At 74.8% G+C, this 19290-nt stretch carries 17 protein-coding genes; 5 read left to right on the top strand and 12 right to left on the bottom strand.

The genetic code is table 11. The features are described 5' to 3' along the window. Positions 1-112: 112 nt before the first annotated feature. Positions 113-2575: a lysylphosphatidylglycerol synthase transmembrane domain-containing protein gene (locus AB0C78_RS48315; protein ID WP_360761939.1), complete on the top strand. Its 2463-nt coding sequence runs from the start codon at positions 113-115 to the stop codon at positions 2573-2575. 85 nt (positions 2576-2660) lie between these two features. Here AB0C78_RS48315 and AB0C78_RS48310 read toward each other — a convergent pair whose 3' ends face one another. From AB0C78_RS48310 to AB0C78_RS48275, 8 genes are all read right to left on the bottom strand, one after another. Continuing rightward, positions 2661-3266, bottom strand: a complete 606-nt coding sequence (locus AB0C78_RS48310; RefSeq protein ID WP_360761937.1) for a MerR family transcriptional regulator — start codon at positions 3264-3266, stop codon at positions 2661-2663. Positions 3267-3731: 465 nt separating this feature from the next. Beyond that, complete coding sequence (locus tag AB0C78_RS48305; RefSeq protein WP_151546279.1) at positions 3732-4202, bottom strand: bifunctional nuclease family protein; 471 nt, start codon at positions 4200-4202, stop codon at positions 3732-3734. A gap of 142 nt (positions 4203-4344) precedes the next feature. Then, complete coding sequence (locus AB0C78_RS48300) at positions 4345-5064, bottom strand: MerR family transcriptional regulator (RefSeq protein WP_360761935.1); 720 nt, start codon at positions 5062-5064, stop codon at positions 4345-4347. 53 nt (positions 5065-5117) lie between these two features. Then, the gene (locus tag AB0C78_RS48295) at positions 5118-5651 is read right to left on the bottom strand and encodes an FHA domain-containing protein (protein WP_151547269.1); all 534 of its coding nucleotides are present in this window, start codon (positions 5649-5651) and stop codon (positions 5118-5120) included. 305 nt (positions 5652-5956) lie between these two features. After that, complete coding sequence (locus tag AB0C78_RS48290) at positions 5957-6688, bottom strand: DUF881 domain-containing protein (RefSeq protein WP_360761933.1); 732 nt, start codon at positions 6686-6688, stop codon at positions 5957-5959. Next, positions 6685-7017, bottom strand: coding sequence for a small basic family protein (locus AB0C78_RS48285; RefSeq protein ID WP_151547271.1), 333 nt, complete (start codon positions 7015-7017; stop codon positions 6685-6687). Before AB0C78_RS48285 ends, AB0C78_RS48290 begins: the two co-directional genes overlap by 4 nt. Positions 7018-7078: 61 nt before the next feature. Beyond that, entirely contained in the window at positions 7079-7975 is an 897-nt protein-coding gene (locus tag AB0C78_RS48280) for a DUF881 domain-containing protein (protein ID WP_360761931.1), read from the bottom strand. A gap of 49 nt (positions 7976-8024) precedes the next feature. After that, on the bottom strand, positions 8025-8669 hold the full coding sequence (locus AB0C78_RS48275; RefSeq protein WP_360761929.1) for a LysE family translocator: 645 nt from the start codon (positions 8667-8669) through the stop codon (positions 8025-8027). A 72-nt stretch (positions 8670-8741) separates the two neighbouring features. Here AB0C78_RS48275 and AB0C78_RS48270 point away from each other — a divergent pair, with 72 nt between their 5' ends. The 3 genes from AB0C78_RS48270 (at position 8742) to AB0C78_RS48260 (ending at position 13357) form a co-directional block, all read left to right on the top strand. Further along, positions 8742-10082: a PLP-dependent aminotransferase family protein gene (locus AB0C78_RS48270; protein ID WP_360761927.1), complete on the top strand. Its 1341-nt coding sequence runs from the start codon at positions 8742-8744 to the stop codon at positions 10080-10082. Between the two features lie 105 nt (positions 10083-10187). Further along, the gene (locus AB0C78_RS48265; protein WP_360761925.1) at positions 10188-11837 is read left to right on the top strand and encodes an ATP-binding cassette domain-containing protein; all 1650 of its coding nucleotides are present in this window, start codon (positions 10188-10190) and stop codon (positions 11835-11837) included. A gap of 83 nt (positions 11838-11920) precedes the next feature. Further along, positions 11921-13357, top strand: coding sequence for an aminotransferase class V-fold PLP-dependent enzyme (locus tag AB0C78_RS48260; protein ID WP_360761924.1), 1437 nt, complete (start codon positions 11921-11923; stop codon positions 13355-13357). A gap of 29 nt (positions 13358-13386) precedes the next feature. On the opposite strand, the gene AB0C78_RS48255 is transcribed toward AB0C78_RS48260, so the two are convergent. Next, entirely contained in the window at positions 13387-15885 is a 2499-nt protein-coding gene (locus AB0C78_RS48255; RefSeq protein WP_151542294.1) for a mannose-1-phosphate guanyltransferase, read from the bottom strand. Beyond that, on the bottom strand, positions 15882-16553 hold the full coding sequence (locus AB0C78_RS48250) for a CDP-alcohol phosphatidyltransferase family protein (RefSeq protein ID WP_318839255.1): 672 nt from the start codon (positions 16551-16553) through the stop codon (positions 15882-15884). The genes AB0C78_RS48255 and AB0C78_RS48250 overlap by 4 nt, the downstream gene beginning before the upstream one ends. A gap of 135 nt (positions 16554-16688) precedes the next feature. On the opposite strand from AB0C78_RS48250, the gene AB0C78_RS48245 reads away from it, so the two are divergent. Continuing rightward, positions 16689-17222: an NUDIX hydrolase gene (locus AB0C78_RS48245; RefSeq protein ID WP_360761921.1), complete on the top strand. Its 534-nt coding sequence runs from the start codon at positions 16689-16691 to the stop codon at positions 17220-17222. On the opposite strand, the gene AB0C78_RS48240 is transcribed toward AB0C78_RS48245, so the two are convergent. Together AB0C78_RS48240 and AB0C78_RS48235 are read right to left on the bottom strand one after the other, a co-directional pair. Next, positions 17209-18564 (bottom strand): sensor histidine kinase, encoded by a 1356-nt coding sequence (locus AB0C78_RS48240; protein ID WP_360761919.1) that lies wholly within the window; start codon positions 18562-18564, stop codon positions 17209-17211. The two genes, AB0C78_RS48245 and AB0C78_RS48240, sit on opposite strands and share 14 nt — an antisense overlap. Before the next feature lie 30 nt (positions 18565-18594). Beyond that, positions 18595-19161: a dihydrofolate reductase family protein gene (locus AB0C78_RS48235; RefSeq protein ID WP_360761918.1), complete on the bottom strand. Its 567-nt coding sequence runs from the start codon at positions 19159-19161 to the stop codon at positions 18595-18597. Positions 19162-19290 lie beyond the last annotated feature (129 nt).

Genomic DNA, 19290 nt, shown 5'->3' with positions numbered 1-19290 from the left:
CGCCGGGGCCCCCCCCCCCCCCCCCGCCCGGACCGGGGGGCGCCGTTGGACGGCGCGCCGCCGGCCCTGGGACGCTGATCAGGATGGCGGACGGTCAGGGCGGCGGTACGGCGTGACACAGACCCACGGCGGGGCGGTGCGCCCGGCGACGGGCGCGACCGCCGGCGTCCCCGTGGACGAGCCCGCCCAGCCGGACCGGATCCGCCGGTCCGCCGACGCGATCAGGTTCGGGGTGTCCTGCGTCGCGCTGGCCGTGGTGATGCTGCTGGTGTCGATCGCCCAGCAGACCACGCACGGGCTGCAGACCGACATCGCGCAGGGCACCGCGCACGCCCCGCGCCTGCTGCTGTCGTTCGCCACGCTGGCCTCCAGCTTCGGCGTGCTGACGGTGCCGATCGCGTTCGCGGTCGAGCGGCTGTTCCGCAAGGACGGCATGCGGGTCGCGATCGCGCTGCTCGCCGCCGTGATCGCGTTCGGGATCACCGTCGGGCTGGACGACTGGGTGACGAGCGCGGCGCCCGGCGGGGTGCTGGACTCGCTGATCTGGGGCGGCACCACGACCGCGCCGGTGCACACCGACATCGCCCCGGTGATCGCGTTCGTCACGGCGGTCGGGATGGCGGGCCGGACCCGCTGGCAGGCGGTGACGTGGACGCTGATCGGGCTGGCCGCGCTGACCGGGCTGACCGCGTCGTACGCGTCGGTCGCCGCGCTCGCCGCCACCTACCTGCTCGGCCGGGCGATCGGCTACGGCACCCTGTACGCGGTCGGCACGCCCAACCCGCGGCCGACCGGCACGACCGTGGTGTCCACGCTGGAGCGGCTCGGGCTGTGCCCGCGCCGCGCCGCCCGCCTCGACGACCCCGGCGACGCCGGCGCGGACCGCCGGTACGGCGTCGTCCTCGACCGGGAGGACGCGAAGTGCCGCGCGCCGGGCGAGCGGCGGCCCGGCCGGTGGGACCTGGAGGTGCGGGTCCTGGACCGCGACCAGCAGACCGCCGGGCTGCTGTACCGGATGTGGCGGACGCTGCGGCTGAGCCGGACCACCACGGGCCGGGCGCTGCGGCCGCTGCGCCGCTCCCTCGAGCTGGAGTCCCTGATGGCGTACGCGGTGGCCGCGGCGGGCGCGCGCACCCCGCGGCTGGTGGGGACGTCGGAGGTCGGCACGGAGGCGGCGCTGCTGGCCTACGAGCACGTGCCGGGGCGGCGGCTCGGGGACGTCCGGGACGAGGAGGTCACCGACACGCTGCTCGCGGACGTGTGGCGGCAGTTCCGGCGGCTGCAGGAGGGACGGCTCGCGCACCGGCGGCTGGAGGAGGACGCGATCCTCGTCGGCGACGACGGCCGCGCCTACCTCACCGACATGCGGTCCGGGGAGATCGCCGCCGGCGACCTCGCGCTGCGCCTCGATCTGGCGCAGCTGCTCACCACCGTGGCGCTTCGCGCGGGCCCGGAGCGCGCCGTGCGGACCGCGGCGGCGGCGCTCGGCGAGGACGCGCTCCCGGCGGCGGTGCCGCTGCTGCAGCGGGTGGCGCTGTCGCGGGCGACGCGGACGGCGCTGCGCCGCGACCGGGAGCTGCTCACCCGGATCCGGGAGCAGATCGTCGCGCTGAAGCCGGAGACGGAGGCGGCGCCGGTCCGGCTGGAACGCTTCCGGCCCCGGACGATCTTCAGCATCGTCGGCCTGTCGGTCGCCGGGTACATCGTGATCCCGCAGGTCGGCAGCCTCGACTTCGCCCACCTGCTGTCGACGGTGACCTGGCACTGGCTGCTGATCGCCCTCGCCGGGTCCGCCGCCACCTACCTCGCGGCGGCGTACATGCTGCTGGGGTTCGTTCCGGAGCGGCTGCGGCTGGGGCGGACCGTGCTGGTGCAGGTCGCCGCGTCGTTCGTGCAGCTGGTCGCGCCGGCCGCGGTCGGCGGCGTCGCGATCAACACCCGGTTCCTGCAGAAGTCCGGCATCCGCTCGGGCCTCGCGGTCGCCAGCGTCGGCGCGTCCCAGCTGGTCGGCCTCGTCGTGCACGTGCTGCTGCTGGCGCTGTTCGGCTTCCTCACCGGCTCCACCCACAACGCCACCAAGGACCTGGCGCCGTCCCGCACCATCATGATCGTGGTGCTGGCGCTGGGGCTGGCGGCCGGTGCGGCGCTGACGATCCCGCGGGTGCGGCGGTTCGCCACGTCCCGGCTGCGGGCGATGTTCTCCGGGGTGGTGCCGCGGCTCGTGGACGTCCTGCAGTCGCCGCGTAAGCTCGCCACCGGCCTCGGCGGGACGGTGGGGCTGACGGCGGCGTACGTGCTGTGCCTGGACGCCTCGATCCGGGCGTTCGGCGGGTCGCTACACTGGACGGCCGTCGTGGTGGTGTTCCTGACCGCCAACGCGGTGGGGTCGGCGGTCCCGACGCCGGGCGGGCTCGGCGCCGTCGAGGGCGCGCTGACGCTGGCGCTGACGATCTCGGGGCTGACGGCGGAGACGGCGACGTCCGCGGTGCTGCTGTACCGCCTGCTGACGCTGTGGCTTCCGGTCCTGCCGGGCTGGGCGGCGTTCGCCTATCTCCAGCGGAAGGAAGCGATCTGAGGGGGACGATCCCCGGGGGCGGGGGCTCGGGCCGGTAGGGGGTCAGCCGGTGGGGCTCGGGCCGGTGGGGGTCAGACGGTGGGGGTCAGCCGGTGCGGCGGGCGCGCCGCCGGTTCGCCAGCTCATCGTGGGGGTGTTCGAGAGGGTCCGGGTCGTCGGTCGCGGCGCGTTCGCCGGGAAGCTCCGCCAGGCTTCCCTCCACCTCCTGCCACACCCGTCCGAGCGCGATCCCGAACACGCCCTGGCCGCCCTGCAGCAGGTCGACGACCTCGTCGGCGGAGGTGCACTCGTAGACGCTCACCCCGTCGCTCATCAGGGTGATCTGCGCCAGGTCCTGGACGCCGCGGTCGCGCAGGTGCGTCACCGCCGTGCGGATCTGCTGCAGCGACACCCCCGTGTCCAGCAGCCGCTTCACGACCTTCAGGACCAGGATGTCGCGGAAGCTGTAGAGCCGCTGGCTGCCCGATCCGTGCGCCGCGCGGACGCTCGGTTCGACCAGCTTCGTGCGGGCCCAGTAGTCCAGCTGCCGGTAGGTGATCCCCGCCGCCGCGCACGCCGTCGGGCCGCGGTAGCCGACGTCCTCCGGCGGTGCGGACACCTGCGTGTCGAAGAGCAGGCCCTGCTCTCCGGCGCGCCGTGACGCCATGTGCCTGTCGGGGGTCGCCTTGCCCTCGCCGCTGCTCACCGCCACGCGGACCTCCGGCTTCTATCAGCCCGTGGCGCTTCGTCAAGGGGGTTTGACGAATTACACCACGGGTGTTCCACCAGCACGGTAGGTGCCGGTCAGGGTGTGGTCAACGTTCACCGTCGGCGCGTCGCATGCCCGGATGAACCGGCTTCACGTGGGCAAACTGCGCACCTCGGCCGCCACCGCACTCCTACCCCGATGGTCGCCCCTCGGAAACTGCCAGGTCCAGGGCAATGCAAGACCAATCGCGGCACGGCATGACCTTACACGCCGAAGTGACATTCCCCACTTCGCCCCCAAGCCCGGCCCGCACCGCTCCATCACACAGCGTAACCGATGCCCGGTCGAAGACGCGGGACCCGGCGGCGAGGCGCGGCCCGCGTGCCCACAGCCTGTGTTCCCGTGACCTGCGTGCCCGCGGCCTGTGTTCCCGCGGCCCTCGTGCGTGCGGCCGTGCCGGGCGGGCCGTCAGCCGGCGCGGCCGAAGTCCTCCGGGGAGATGGTGTCGAGGAACTCGCGGAACTTCTCGACCTCGTCCTCCTGCTCGTCGGGGATGGCCACGCCGGCCTCCTCGAGGACGTCCTCGCTGGCGAAGATCGTCGCGCCGGTGCGCAGCGCGAGGGCGATGGAGTCGGACGGGCGGGCGCTCACCTCGACGCCGTTGGAGAAGACCAGGTCCGCGAAGAAGATCCCCTCGCGCAGGTCGGTGATGTTCACGGTGCGGAGCTGGACGCTGAGGGCGTCGAGCACGTCCCGGAACAGGTCGTGGGTGAGGGGGCGCGCGGGCAGCACGCCCTGCTGGGCGAAGGCGATCGCGGTCGCTTCGACCGCCCCGATCCAGATGGGCAGGTAGCGCTCGCCCTCCGTCTCCTTCAACAGGACGATGGGCTGATTGGAGGGCATCTCGACCCGGACGCCGACGACCTCCATCTGCTTCACTGCGGCTCCCTGCTGGTCGACGCTGTCTCGATCACCACGTGCACCGGTCGGATCCTCGACGAACCCTGTAGCCCAACGTACACCCAGGCTCGGACAGGGTGGCGCGGCGGCGGGGCGGCAAATGCCTCCGCGGCCCGCGCGATCAGGGGTCGAGGCTTTCGCGAAGTCCCGCGGACAGCAGGGCGGCGTGCAGCCGGACCGACAGCGCGGCGATGTCGCGGGCGGTCTCGGCGGCCTGCTCGTGCGCGCCCGGGCTGCGCCGGCGCAGTTGCGGCGCGACCATCTGCTCGATCAGCCCGGCCTGCCGGTCGGCGGCGGCCTTCGCGGCGCGCAGGTGCCGGACCTCGAAGCCGTGCTCGCCGAGCGCGGCGGCGGCGCGGGCGACGGTGAGGGCCTCGCCGTCGTAGTGGGTGCCGTTGCGCCGGACGAGCCCGTACTCCTCCAGGTCGCCGAGCAGGTCCTCGCCGATGCCGGCGCCGTCGAGGAGCTGGCGGCGGGTCAGCCGGACGGCCGGGTCGGGCGCGTCGGCGCCGGCCGCGACCAGGGTGCGGGGCCGGCGGGCGGGCGCGTCGGCGCGGGCGCCGAGCGGCGGGACGGCCTCGCCGCGGTCGCGGGCCTCCAGGTGCTGCCGGATCGCGCGCAGCGGCATGTAGTGGTCGCGCTGCGCGGTGAGCACGAACCGGAGCCGCTCGACGTCGGCCGGGCCGAACTTGCGGTACCCGGCGGGGGTGCGCTCCGGTTCCACCAGCCCCTCCGACTCCAGGAACCGGATCTTGGAGATGGTGATGTCGGGGAACTCGCTCCTGAGCAGCCCGAGGACGTCCCCGATGGTCATCGGGGACCGGGCCGGCTGCGCGTTCAAGGGCCCTCCCATCGTCGCCGAGACCCCGTGCTCCCCCGCCGCTCCGGTCCTCGTCAGGCGTGCGCCGGGTTGGTCAGGAAGACCAGCCGGAACTTGCCGATCTGGACCTCGTCGCCGCCGGACAGGCCGGCCTGGTCGATCCGCTGCCGGTTGACGTAGGTGCCGTTCAGGCTGCCGACGTCGCGGACGGAGAAGGTGCCGCCGTGCCGGGCGAACTCGGCGTGCCGGCGGGAGACGGTGACGTCGTCCAGGAAGATGTCGCTCTCCGGGTGCCGGCCCGCGGACGTGCGGTCCTTGTCGAGCAGGAAGCGGCTTCCGGCGTTCGGGCCCCGCTTGACGACCAGCAGCGCGGTCCCGGGCGGGAGCGCCTCCATGGCGGTCTGGTCCGGGCCGGGCTGCTCCTCGGCCTCCTGGCCGGTGTCCAGCGCCTCGAACCCGCCGATCGAGATCGTGGAGGTCGACTCGCCGGGCGACTCCCGGTAGATCGGCGGCTGGGCGCCCCGCGTCAGCGGGGTGCCGCAGTTCGAGCAGAAGCGGGCATCATCCGGGTTGGCGTGACCGCACTGCGTGCAGTAGACGCTCGGCATAGATCGGCTCGGCCTCCTACCATCGGCGCGCCGCCCGCGGACGCCCCGCTGGTGCGGGGGCCGCCTGCGCCACGCGCATCCTTCACCCAACCCACGCCGGGGACCCGCCCCCGACCACGGTCCTGCTCACCGCCCGCGCACGCGACGGTCGCCGCAACTTACGCGGGTATTGCCCGAGGGGTCAACCGGAACGGTGAACCGACCGCACCACGGTACCTTCGCCGATGATCGCCGGTCTACGCCGCCGCGCGGGCGGCGCCGATCGCGACGTCCCGGACGGCCGTTCACCGCTCCCCCCGTTCCCTCTACGGAGACCGTATCGCGCTCACGGTCACTTTCGCGCGCGGGGTGATCGAGACGGCGGCGCCGGCGGCCTGCAGTGTCCGCACGACGCCGCCCGGGATGTTGAGCGCGGTGGTCATGGTGTGCGGGTCGCCGATGGCGAGGAACGTGTACGGGGCGCGCAGCGTCCGGCCGTCCGCCTGGACGCCGTCGCGGGCGTCGAGGAAGTAGGTGCCGACCCCCGCGCGGACCTCGTTGACCTGGACGACCTCGGCGCCGGCGTCGCGGAGTTCTTCGAGCGCGTCGAGGAGGCCGCCGGCGTGGACGCCGCCGCGCGGGTCCCGCACGACCATCTGGATGCCGGGTCCTTCGGCGGGGAGCGTGCCCGCGAGGATGCCGTAGGTGGTGGCGCGCTTGCGGGCCTCCTCGAGGGCGGCGCCGCCCTGGGCGTCGCGCTGCAGCTCGGCCTTGGTCTGCTCGAGGTCGCGGATGTCGCCGCGGAGCCGTTCGGACCGCTGGCCCAGATCGGCCAGGATGCCGACGAGCTCGTCCTGCCGGGCGGTGGCGAACGTGGTGTCGCGCTTGGTGGAGCGGACCTGCACGGCGACGGCGAAGCCGACGAGCACGCACAGCAGGCCGCCGATGAGCTGCCCCCAGCTCGCTCTGGGCCGCAGCAGCGCCATCACCCCGGTGAGGGGCCCGGGCGGCACGTCCTCCGCATTGCCCTCTTCCCGAGGGGCGTCGTCGACGGTCATGCGCCGAACAGCTTCCGTCGGATGCCCGCCGCGTTGGAGAAGATCCGGATGCCGAGGACGACCACGACGCCGGTGGACAGCTGGGAGCCGACGCCCAGCTCGTCGCCGAGGAAGACGATCAGCGCCGCGATGACGGTGTTGCTGAGGAAGGACACGACGAAGACCTTCTCGTCGAAGATCCCCTCGAGCCGGGCCCGGACGCCGCCGAACATGGCGTCGAGGGCCGCGACGATGGCGATGGGCAGGTAGGGCTGGAGCCACAGCGGGACGTCGGGGTGCAGCGCGAGGCCGAGCCCCACGCCGATCACCAGCCCGATCAGCGCGATCATGCCTCCGCCCTTCCGTTCCGTGCCCGCCGCCGCCCCGGCCCTCGTGCGCTCGGTCATCGCGTCACCCGCCGGCTCCGGGGGCCGGCGCGGCGTACCGGAGCCGGAGCGCTCCGGCGCCGGGCAGCCGCGCGCCGGACGTGCGGCGCGTCGCGTACCGGATGCGGTACCGCTCCTCGAGGGCGCGCAGCCTGCGGTCGGCGTCGGAGCCGGTGAACGCGTCGCGCATCCGGTCCGGGTCGCCGAGCGCCGTGACCTCGTACGGCCCGGTCAGCGGGTGGTAGTCGACCAGGATCGCCTCCCCCGCGGTGCGGATCGCCGTGACCGGCGTGAGCCGCCGCCCGTTGATCCCGATGGCGGTGGCGCCGGCCGCCCAGAGCCCGTTGACCAGCACCTGGAGATCCTGATCATAGACCCGGCCGTCGGAGTCGCCGCCGGGGTCGCCGCCGTCGTCGCCGGGCGCGTCGCCGACGGTGACGACGAGGCCCGGGCCGGAGGCGGGCTCGGCGGCCGCGGCGGCGCCCTGCGCGGCGAGGTCGCGCCTGGCCCGGCGGCCCTCGGCGCTGCGTTCGAGGGCGCCGGTCCGTTCGCGGCCGGTGTCGGCGCGCAGCGCGTCGAGGCGGCGCTGCAGGGCGTCGGTCTCGCCGGTGCGGGCGTGGATCTGGTCGATGAGCCGGGCGCGCTCCTTGGCCGCCACGGGCTCGCTGCGGCGGACCTGGACGCCGGCGACGGCGACGAGGACGCCGACGGCCACCAGGACGGCGAGGACGGCGCCGCTCAGCGCCCGCCCGCCGCGCGGGCGGGTCCGGCCAGACGCCGCGCGCCGTGCCGCGGCCTCGGCGTAGCCGGGGTCGAGCAGCTTGCCGGCGAACAGGTCCGACAGCAGGGACATGGAGGCGTCGGGGCGGCGCCATCCGCCCGCCCGCTCCGCCTCGTCCCGTTCCCGCCGTCGCGCGACCACCGGACCATGATGGCAAGGCCCGCCAAATCGGGCCGGGTCCGGCGCGCCGCTACGCGACGGCGGCGCGGGTGCGGTCCAGGCCGATGTGGACCGCGAGGGCGGCCAGGACGGTGCCCATCAGATAGCGCTGCACGCGCTGCCAGGCCGGGCGGCGGGCGAGGAACGCGGCGATGCTCCCGGCGCCGAGGACGATCAGGCCGTTCACGGTGATCGCGACCGTGATCTGGGTGAGGCCGAGGAGCAGGCTCTGCGCGGCGACGTGGCCGCGGGACGGGTCGACGAACTGTGGCAGCAGCGACACGTACAGGATCGCGATCTTGGGGTTGAGCAGGTTGGTCACCAGGCCCATGACGAACAGCCGCCGCGGCGGGTCGGCGGGCAGCTCCTTCGGGGCGAAGACGGCGGTCCCGCCGGGCCGGAGGGCCTGCCAGGCCAGCCAGAGCAGGTAGCCGGCGCCGGCGAGCTTCAGCGCCGTGTACACGGGCGGGACGAGCCGGAAGACGGTCGTGATGCCGGCGGTGGCGGCGACGACGTACAGGACGAAGCCGAGGGCGACGCCGCCGAGCGAGACGAGGCCGGCCCGGCGGCCCTGGGTCACCGACCGCGACACGAGGTAGATCATGTTCGGCCCGGGGGTGAGGACGAGCCCGAGCGCGACGAGGGCGATGGCCGCCAGGGCGGCTGGGGAGATCATTGCACCGATGCTAGGCGCCGGATTTGTTCGGTGCAATAATGACATTGAACTCGGTGCAATTCTGGGAGTCGTATGGACGACTACCGGCGGGTGGCCGACGCGGTCGCCGCCGACATCGCGGCGGGACGGCTGCGCCCGGGCGACCGGCTGCCGCCGCAGCGCGCGTTCGCCCGCCGCCGCGGCATCGCCGCCTCGACGGCCGCCCGCGTCTACCGCGAACTGGGCCGGCGCGGCCTGGTCGTCGGCGAGGTCGGGCGCGGCACGTTCGTGCTCGCGGCGGAGCGCCGGGCGGCCCCCGCCCTGGCCGAGCCGGCGGACGCCCGCGTCGACCTGGAGCTGAACTATCCGGTGGTGCCGGAGCAGGCGCCTCTGCTGGCCGCCGGGCTGGACCGCCTGATGCGCCCGGACGTGCTCGACGCGTCGCTCGCACCCGTGGGCGTCGCGGGCACGCCGGCCGCGCGCGAGGCCGCGGCGGCGCTGCTCGCGGCGGGCGGCTGGGCCCCGGCGCCGGACGACGTGCTGTTCGCCGGGAACGGCCGGCAGGCGATCGCCGCGGCCGTGGCCGCGCTCGTCCCGCCGGGCGGGCGGCTCGCGGTCGAGGCCCTCACCTACCCCGTGATCAAGGGGATCGCGGCGCGGCTCGGCGTCACGCCGGTCGCGATCCCGGTGGACGGGCACGGGATGATCCCCGGCGCGCTCGCCGACGCCCACCGCGCCGCGCCGCTCGGCGGCGTCTACCTCCAGCCGACGCTGCACAACCCGTACGGGACGACGATGCCGGAGGCGCGGCGCGCCGAGCTGGGCGCGCTCCTCGGGCGGCTCGGGCTGTGCGCGATCGAGGACCGCGTCTGGGCGTTCCTCCGCGAGGACGGCCCGCCGCCGCTGGCGTCGTTCGCGCCGGACCACGCGATCCCGGTCGACAGCCTCTCCAAGCGGCTGGCGCCGGGGCTGAGCGCCGGGTTCGCCGCCGTCCCGCGGCGGCTGGCGGGCCGGGTCGCCGCCGCGCTGCGCTCGGGCGCGTGGGGGCCCGCGGGGTTCGCGCTGGAGGCGGCGTCCGGGTGGGTAGCCGACGGGACGGTCGAGGCGATCGTGAAGGCGAAGCGGGCGGACGCCGCGTCCCGGCAGCGGATCGCGGCGGCGCGGCTCGCGGGCGCCGCGGTCCGGTCCGATCCCGGCTCGTACTTCTGCTGGTGGGAGCTGCCCGCGCCGTGGCGCGCGGAGACGTTCGTGGCGGCGGCGGCCCGGCGCGGCATCGCCGTCACGCCCGCCGCCGCGTTCGTGGTGGGCGGCGCGGCGGCGCCGCGGGCGGTGCGGTTCGGCCTGGCGTCGCCGCCGGAGGACGTCCTCGCCAGGGCCCTCGACGTGCTGGCGGAGATCGCGGGCGGCACGCCCGACGACGTCCCCGTCGGCTGACGGGCCGCCCGGGCCGGGCGGAGATCGCCTCTGGACTCGGGGCCCCGGCGTCGTTCATGTTCTTCTGGGGGCCGGTCGCGCCCTCCGGAGGCGAGGGGGCGTCACGTGATCGAGGTGCGCGAGGTCGGGCAGCGGGTGGACGGCGGGCGCCGCACGCTGCGGGACGTGTCGCTGACGATCGGTGCCGGCGAGCTCGTGGCGATCATGGGGGCCAGCGGCGCCGGCAAGACGACGCTGCTGGACGCGATCGCGGGGGTGCGGCCGCCCGCCGAGGGCGAGGTGCGCTACGCGGGCGGCGGCGGGTCGCTCGGGTACGTGCCGCAGGACGACATCGTCCACAAGGAGCTGCCGCTGCGGCGCACCCTCCGGTACGCGGCGGGCCTCCGGCTGCCCGCCGGCACGCCGCCGGAGGACGCGGAGAAGGCCGTGGACGACGTGCTGGACGCCCTCGCCCTCACCGCCCGCGCCGGGCAGCGCGTCGGGCGGCTGAGCGGCGGCGAGCGCAAGCGGGCCAGCATCGCCGTCGAGCTGCTGACGCGGCCCCGGGTGTTCTTCCTCGACGAGCCGACGTCGGGCCTCGACCCGGCCACCGCCGCCGATCTGATGCGGCTGCTGCGCGGCCTCGCCGACGCGGGGACGACCGTCGTCATGACGACGCACCACCCGCCGGACGTCGCGGTCTGCGACCGGGTGGCGGTGCTGGCGCCGGACGGGCGGCTGGCGTTCTACGGCCCGCCGGAGGAGGCCTTGGAGGAGTTCGGGGCCACCGCGGTCGACGAGATCTACCTGCGGCTCGCGGGCGGCGCGGAGCCCGACTGGGAGAACCGGTTCCGCCGGCCCGGCGGCGAGGGCACGGCGGCGGGCCCGGGCGTCGGCGCGCTGCGGCAGTGGGCGCTGCTGACCCGGCGCAACCTGGACCTGCTGACGGGGAACCGGCTGACCCTCGCCGTGCTGGCGGGGTCGCCGCTCATGGTGCTCGCCATGTTCGCGGTGCTGTTCCGCCCGGGCGCGTTCGCGCCGGGGTCGCCGAGCCCGAGCGCCACCGTGATGATCCTGTTCTGGATCGCGTTCGGCGGGTTCTTCTTCGGGCTGACCTACGGGCTGCTGCAGATCTGCACCGAACTGCCGGTGCTGCGGCGCGAACGGCTCACCGGGCTGCGGATCGGGCCTTACGTGCTGGCGAAGGCGGCCGTGCTGCTGCCGCTGCTGGCGGTGGTGGACGCGCTGATGCTCGGGGTGCTGCGCGGGCTGGACCGGCTGCCGCCGATGGGCTGGCGGACGTACGGGGAGCTGTTCGCGACGCTGCTGCTGTGCTCGGTGGCGGCGCTGGCGCTCGGGCTGCTGGTGTCGGCGGCGGTGACGGACCCGGCGCAGGCGACGATGGCCCTGCCGATGCTGTGCTTCCCGCAGGTGCTGTTCGTCGGCGCGATCCTGCCCGTCCCGGTGATGGCGGCGCCGGGACGGTGGCTGAGCTACGCGATGTCGAACCGGTGGGCGTTCGAGGGGCTCGGGCACAGCCTGGGCGTCGAGCGGCTGTGGGCGTCGGGCCGGTCGCCGCTGGGGCCGCCGCTGCTGGCCTCCTACGGCGGCACGTTCTCCCGGTCCGCCGTCGCCGACTGGGCGATCCTCGCGGGGTTCGCGGCGCTCTTCCTCGCGGGGACGGCCGCCGTCCTCGCCCGCCGCACGCGGCGCCCCACGGAGGGCGCGTCCCGGGAGACCGCCGGAACACCCCCAAACACAGGCATCTCGTCCTGAAAAGGTCAGAACATCCCCTTGCAAGCCGTTCTCCCATTTTGGACCGTTCTTAGAGGAGGATGCGGCTTTGTACGCGGGGGTGCATGATGTCCGCTTCAACCGATTCCTGGGCGGCGGGGGCGACGCCCGGCACCGACGCCGAGTACGTCTCGACGAGCCGGCTGGACGACCTGAGGGCCGCCGAGTACCGCCATCTGGACGGCCAGGCCTACCTGGACTACACGGGCGCGGGCGTGGCGGCCGACGCGCAGATCCGCGCGCACGCCAGGCGGCTCACCGGGCACTGCTACGGCAACCCGCACTCGGAGAACCCCACGTCCAGCGCGTCCACCGAGCTGGTCGAGCGGACCCGCGCGGCGATCCTCGGCTTCTTCAACGCCTCCCCCGACGAGTACACGGTGGTCTTCACGCCGAATGCCACCGGCGCGTGCCGGCTCGTCGGCGAGGCCTACCCGTTCGGGCGCGGGTCCCGGCTCGTCCTCACCGGTGACAACCACAACTCCGTCAACGGGATCCGCGAGTTCGCCCGCGCGCGCGGCGCGCAGGTGGTCAACGTGCCCGTCCACGGGGCCGAGCTGCGCGTCCCCGAGGACGACCTGCGCAGCGCCCTCGGCCGCCGCCGCGGGCTGCTCGTCTACCCGGCGCAGAGCAACTTCACGGGCGTCCAACACCCCCTGGAGTGGGTCGACCTCGCACACGCGCGCGGGTACGACGTGCTGCTGGACGCGGCCGCGTTCGTCCCCGCGAACCGCCTGGACCTCAGCCGGACGCGGCCCGACTTCGTCCCGGTGAGCTGGTACAAGGTGTTCGGCTACCCGACCGGCGTCGGCGCCCTGGTCGCCCGCCGAGCCGCGCTCGCCCGGCTGCGCCGCCCCTGGTTCGCCGGCGGCACCATCCAGGCGGTCAGCGCGCTCGGCGGCTGGCACGTCCTGGCCCGCGACGAGACCGCGTTCGAGGACGGCACCCTGAACTTCCTGTCGATCCCGGACGTGGAGTTCGGCATCCGCTGGATCGAGGACATCGGCATGGACCTGATCCACCGACGCGTCGCCCGCCTCACCTCGTGGCTGCTGCACCGCCTGACCGGCCTCCGGCACGGCGCGGGCTCCGCCATGGTCCGCGTGTACGGCCCCGCCGGCACGGACCGGCGCGGCGGCACCGTCGCGTTCAACGTCCTGGACGCGCGCGGCCGGATCGTGGACGAGCGGATCATCGCGCGCGACACCACCGCCGCCGGGATCTCCGTCCGCACCGGCTGCTTCTGCAACCCGGGCGCCGGGGAGGGCGCCTTCCACATCTCCGAGCAGGCGCTGCGCGACCGGCGGACCCTGCGCGGCGGCATGCGGAACCTCGACGAGTACCTCGACCTGCTCCACCTGCCGAGCGGCGGCGCCGTCCGCGCGTCGCTCGGCCTGGTCTCCAACGTCGCCGACGTCGAGCGCCTCGTGTCGTTCCTGGAGGAGACCTACGGGGACCGGGAGCCCGACGCCAGAGGCCTCAGGCCGCGCGAACGCTGCTGAGCCCGCCGCGCGGCCCGCGCATCACCGCGCTAGGAGCCCGCGCGCTCCACGACGACGGCCCACTCCTCCAGCAGCTCCTGCGCGGCGTCGGCGTCCGGGCCCTCGGCCCACAGGTGCGTGACCGCCTCCGCCGGGTCCGGCAGGACGAGCACCCAGCCGCCGTCGTCCTCCACCACGCGGACCCCGTCGGTGGTATCGAGGGTGCGGCTCCCGGCGGCCTCCACGACGTGCCGCATCACGCTCCCCTTCGCCGCCCACGGCGTCGGGACGGACCGGCGCAGCAGGTGCGCCACCGGGATCCGCCGGTCGATCTGCGACAGCGTCAGCCGCGTCCGCGCGACGAGCCCGACCAGCCGGACGAACGCCGCGATCCCGTCCACGGTGCCGCTGAACTCCGGCATCAGGAACCCGCCCCGCCCGTCGCCCGCGAACACCACGTCGGGGCGCGCGGCGGCCTTGGTGAGCACGTCCTGCGAGGTGGACGTCCACTCCACCTGGACGCCGTGGAACCGGCAGACCTGCTCGGCCACCCGCGTCGTCGTCACCGGCAGCGCGACCCGCCCGCCGCGCCGCTCCGCCGCGACCAGGTCCAGCATCACCAACAGCGCCCGGTCGTCGGCGACCAGCTCGCCGTTCTCGTCCACCAGCGAGATCCGCTCGCCGACCGGGTCGAACCGGACGCCGAACGCGGCCCGCGACGACGACACCAGCGCGCCGAGCCGCTCCAGGTCGCGCATCCGCTCGGGCAGCGTCTCGGTCGGGTTCGCCTCGTCCAGCGCGTTGTTGCGGGTCAGCACCTCCACCCCGACCCGGCCGAGCAGGCTCGGCAGCACCAGCGACGCGACGCCGCCCGCGCAGTCCAGCACGATCTTCAGCCCGGCCTCGCGGACGCCGCTGATGTCGATGCGGTCCAGCAGGTCGCGGGTGTAGGTCTCCACCACGCGCGGCGGGTAGGTGAGCTCGGCGATCTCGCCGGGGAACGCGCGCCGGTACTCCTGCCGCCCGAACACCCGCTCCAGCTTGCGCTGCGCGGCCTGCGACAGGTCCGCGCCGTCCGGGTCGAGGAAGATGATGTCGACGCCCTGGGTCTCCCCGTACGTCGTGCGGATGTAGATCCCGCCCGCGCAGTCCTCCCGGCCCGTCTCGAACCGGGCGACGGTCAGCGGCGTCGCCTCCAGGTCCTGCACGTTGATCGCGCTGGCGGTCAGCGCGCTGATCACCGCGCGCTTGAGCGTGCGCGCGGCGCGCGAGACGTCCCGGCCGGTGACGACCGTGGTGCCCTTCTTCAGCGTGGTCGCGTACGCGCTGGCCAGCCGCACCGCCAGCTCCGGCGTGATCTCCACGTTGACCAGGCCGGACACCCCGCGCGGCCCGAACAGGTTGCGCTGCCCGCGCGACTCCCAGATCACGCTGGTGTTGACGACCGCGCCCGCCTCGATCGTCTTGAACGGGTACACCTTCACGCCGCTGGAGACGTACGCCTCCGCCTCGATGACGCACTCGTCCCCGACGATCGCGCCCTCCTCCACGCGGGCGCCCGCCATGATGTCGGTGTTCTTGCCGACGACGCAGCCGCGCAGGTTCGTCGACGGCGCGACGAACACGTTGTCGTGGACGATCGCGCGGTGCAGGAACGCGCCCTCCTTCACCACGACGTTGCTGCCGAGCACGGTGTACTCGCGCAGCTCGACCCCCGCCTCGACCTTTGCATAGTCGCCGATGTACAGCGGGCCCTTCAAGACGGCCTCGGCGTCCACCTCGGCGCCCTCGGCCACCCACACGCCCGGCGACATCTCGAACCCGTCCAGCTCGATGCCGACCTGCCCGGACAGCATGTCGGCCTGCGCCTTCAGGTAGCTCTCGTGGGTGCCGACGTCCTCCCAGTAGCAGTCCGCCACGTACCCGTAGAGCGGCGCGCCCTCGGCCAGCAGCTTGGGGAACACGTCGCCCGACCAGTCGACGGACTCGCCCGCCGCGACGTGGTCGAGCACCTCCGGCTCCATCACGTAGATGCCGGTGTTGACGGTGTCGGAGAACACCTGCCCCCACGTCGGCTTCTCCAGGAACCGCTGCACGCGGCCCTCGTCGTCCACGATGATGATCCCGAACTCCAGCGGGTTCGGCACCCGCTTGAGCCCGATGGTGACGAGGGCGCCGTTGCGCTCGTGGAAGCGCACCATGTCGGTCAGGTCGATATCGGTCAGCGCGTCCCCGGAGATCACCAGGAACCGGTCGTCGCGCAGCGCCGCCTCGGCGTTCTTCACGCTGCCCGCGGTGCCGAGCGGCACCTCCTCGGTCGCGTAGCTCAGCGACATGCCGAGCTCCTCGCCGTCGCCGAAGTAGTTGCGGATCAGCGCCGCCAGGAACTGGACCGTGACGACGGTCTCGCTGAACCCGTGCCGCTTCAGCAGCCGCAGCACGTGCTCCATGATCGGCCGGTTGACGAGCGGCAGCAGCGGCTTGGGCTGGTTGGCGGTCATCGGACGCAGCCGCGTCCCCTCGCCACCCGCCATCACGACGGCCTTCATCGGGGGGTCTCAGCTCCCTTCTGCTCGCCGGCCGGGGGCCGCGCGCCCGGACCGGGCGCGCCGTCGGGTGGCGCGCCGCGGCCGGCCAGCACCAGTTGCCGCGTCTGCGCCCAGTACAGGACGGCCGCCCACCAGTACAGCGCCGTCCCCCAGATGGCGAAGGACCACCCGATGATCTTCGCCGCGGTGCCCGCCGCCCCGTCATGGTCGCCCAGCAGCAGCAGCGGGAAGGCGTACAGCAGGCACAATGTGCCCGTCTTGCCGATGAAGTGCACGGGAAGCGTCCCGCCGTACCCGAGCCGCCGCACGATCGGCGCGATCGGGGTGATCGCCAGCTCGCGCGCGACCAGCGCGGCCAGCAGCCACAGCGGGATGATGTCGCGGATCGTCAGGCCGACCAGCGTCGCGAAGATGTAGAGCCGGTCGGCGGCCGGGTCCAGCAACATGCCCAGCTTGCTGGTCTGGTTCAGCGCGCGCGCGAGCTTGCCGTCCAGCCAGTCCGACAGGCCGGCGAACACCAGCAGCCCGAGCGCCCACCAGTCCTGCTCGACGAGCACCAGCCACAGGAAGAACGGGACGCCGACGAGCCGCGCCATGCTGAGCATGTTCGGCACCGTGAAGACCCGGTCCCGCGCCGCCTCCGGCACCCCGCCGGCCTCCGTGCTCACCGCTGCGCACCCCTCCCTGACAGCGCCCTCCGGGCGTTGGCCCCGGGGTCCGGGGGTCCGCCCCCGGAGACCGCGCCGTCCCCTTGATCCTGACCCTACCGGTAAGGGTTTGAAAGCCCCCGATAGCGTCCGGCCATGCGATGGACGGTGCACGGCGAGAGATCGATCTACGACAGCCCCTGGATGGACGTGCGGCTGGCCGACGTGGAACTGCCGGACGGGCGGCGCTTCGACCACCATCTCGTGCGGGTGCGGCCCGCGGCGGGCGTGGCGGCGGTCGACGGCGCGGGCCGCGTGCTGCTGATCTGGCGGCACCGGTTCATCACCGGCGCCTGGGGCTGGGAGATCCCGGGCGGGCGGGTCGAGGACGGCGAGGACCCGGCCGAGTCGGCGGCGCGCGAGCTGGTCGAGGAGACCGGCTACCGCGCCGGGCCGCTCGAGCACGTCCTGGCGGTGCGCCCGTCGCCGGGGCTGCACGACGGCGTGCACCACGTCTTCCGGGCGGACGGCGCCGAACGGATCGGCGAGCCGACCGACGTGGAGGCGGAGCGGATCGAGTGGGTGCCTTTGGCGTCGGTCCCGGAGCTGGCGGCGCGCGGCGAGATCGGGTCCGGCTCGACGCTGTCGGGCCTGCTCTTCCTGTACGCCCGGTCGGTCAGCGGGGGCTGACCGGCTCCCTGCCGGGCGGCGCGTCCGGGGGCGCGTCGGACGCCGCGCCACCCGGCGCCGTGCCGGCGGACGGGAAGACGGCGGTGACGACGAAGCCGCCGTCCTCGCCGGGGCCCGCGTCCAGGGTCCCGCCGACGCTCCGCGCCCGCTCGATCATGCCGAGGATCCCGAAGCCGTCCGGCCCGGCTCCGGAGGGCCCCCGGCCGTCGTCGGCGACGCGGACGACGAGGCTCCCGTCCTCCCGGGCGAGGGTCACCGCGACGCGGTGCGCGGCGGCGTGCTTGACAACGTTGGTCAGGGCCTCCTGGACGATCCGGTACGCCGCGACGCCGATCTCCGGCGGCGTCGCGGCGGCGCCGTCCGCGCTCAGCGTCACCTCCAGGCCGGCGGACCGGGCCGCGTCGACGAGGCCGGGGATCGCGTCCGGGCCGGGCAGCTCGGCGGGCGCGCCGACGTCGGTGCCGCGCAGCACCTGCAGGGTGCCGCGCAGCTCGGTGCGGGCCTCCCGGCAGGTCGCCGCGATCGAGCCGAGCGCCTCGGCCAGCTCGGCGCGGTCGAGCGGCCGGTCGCCGGCGAGCAGGTGGGCGGCGGCGCCCGCCTGCACGCCGATCACCGTGATGCTGTGCGCGAGCAGGTCGTGCAGGTCGCGGGCGATCCGCAGGCGCTCCTCGGCGACCCGGCGGCGCGCCTCCTCCTCGCGAGTGCGCTCGGCCCGCTCGGCCCGCTCGGTGATCGTCGCGAGCCGGGCCCGGTGCGACCGGAAGACCTGCACCGCGATCACCACCGACACCACGGCCTCGATCACGGCGATCTGCTCGCGGACGGAGCCGCCCCCGGCGCGCAGCGCCATCATCAGCACGCAGACCGACAGCAGGGCGCCCACCACGGTGAGGACCGCGCGGACCCGGCGGCCGAACACCGCGTAGGCGAACAGCGCGATCACCTCGGCGGGGATCAGCGCGTGGTGCTGGTACTGCAGCAGGTGGTACGGCAGCGTCAGCAGGACGAGCACGACGAGCGCGAGGCCCGGGCGGCGCCGGATCAGCGCGAGCGGCACGTGCGCGCCGGCCAGCAGCACGACGCCGCCGGCGTCCAGCGGACGCGTGCCCGGCCAGGCGAGCGCCACGGCGACCGCCGCCGCGGCGAGCACCGTCGTCAGCAGGGCGTCGCGGGTCGTGGCGCCGGGCCGGGGCATCGTCAGCACGTGCCCATCCTCCCCGACTCCGCGGCCCGCGCGCATCCGCCCCCGCACCGCGGACACGGCGAGCACCGCGAGCGTCGCGGGCACGGCGGACGGCGCGAGCACGGCGGACGGCGCGAGCACGGCGGACGGCGCGAGCACGGCGGACGGCGCCCGCGCCCGCCGCCGCGGTCAGCCTCGGTCGCGTTCGTAGCGGAGCAGCACGACGCCGTTGCCGAACGTCCTGGTCTCGGCGAGGGTCAGCGCCGTCCGGTGGTCGAAGTCGGCGAACAGCGGCTTGCCCCGGCCGAGCAGGATCGGGTCGACGTACACGCTGTACTCGTCGATCAGGTCGAGGGCGCGGAAGGAGGCGGCCAGGTCCGGGCCGCCGAGCGCCATGTCGCCGCCCGGCCGCTCCTTGAGCTCGCGGATCTCCGCGGCGACGACCTCGCGCCTGATCTCGGTGTTCCATCCCGCGCTCGGCAGCGTCCGGGAGAAGACGATCTTCGGCATCTCGCGCCAGATGCCGGCGAACTCGCGCTCCGCCGGGGTGCTGTCCGGGTCGGCGTCGGCGGTCGGCCAGTACCCGGCCATCAGCTCCCAGGTGACGCGCCCGGAGATGAACGCGCTCATGCCGCGGAGCCGGTCGTTGAAGTGCTGGTGCAGCTCCTCGTCGACCATGTGCCAGTCGATCTCGCGGCCCGGCCCCTCGACGAACCCGTCCAGGGACGTCGTCATGGACACAATGATCTTCCTCATCGCCTCCCCCTCTCCCCGGGGAAGCTAGCGACCGCCGCCGACAGAACGGCGTTCCCGCCGGGCTACGGGCGCGCCGCCCGCGCGGGCGGCGCGCCCGCAGCCCCGCGCGGACCCGGCGCCGTAGGAGCA

The sequence above is a fragment of the Actinomadura sp. NPDC048394 genome, from assembly GCF_040651755.1.
Taxonomy (GTDB): domain Bacteria; phylum Actinomycetota; class Actinomycetes; order Streptosporangiales; family Streptosporangiaceae; genus Spirillospora; species Spirillospora montaniterrae.
The sequence above is the reverse complement of the archived record's forward strand: the minus strand, read 5'-3'. Positions and strand labels throughout refer to the sequence as shown.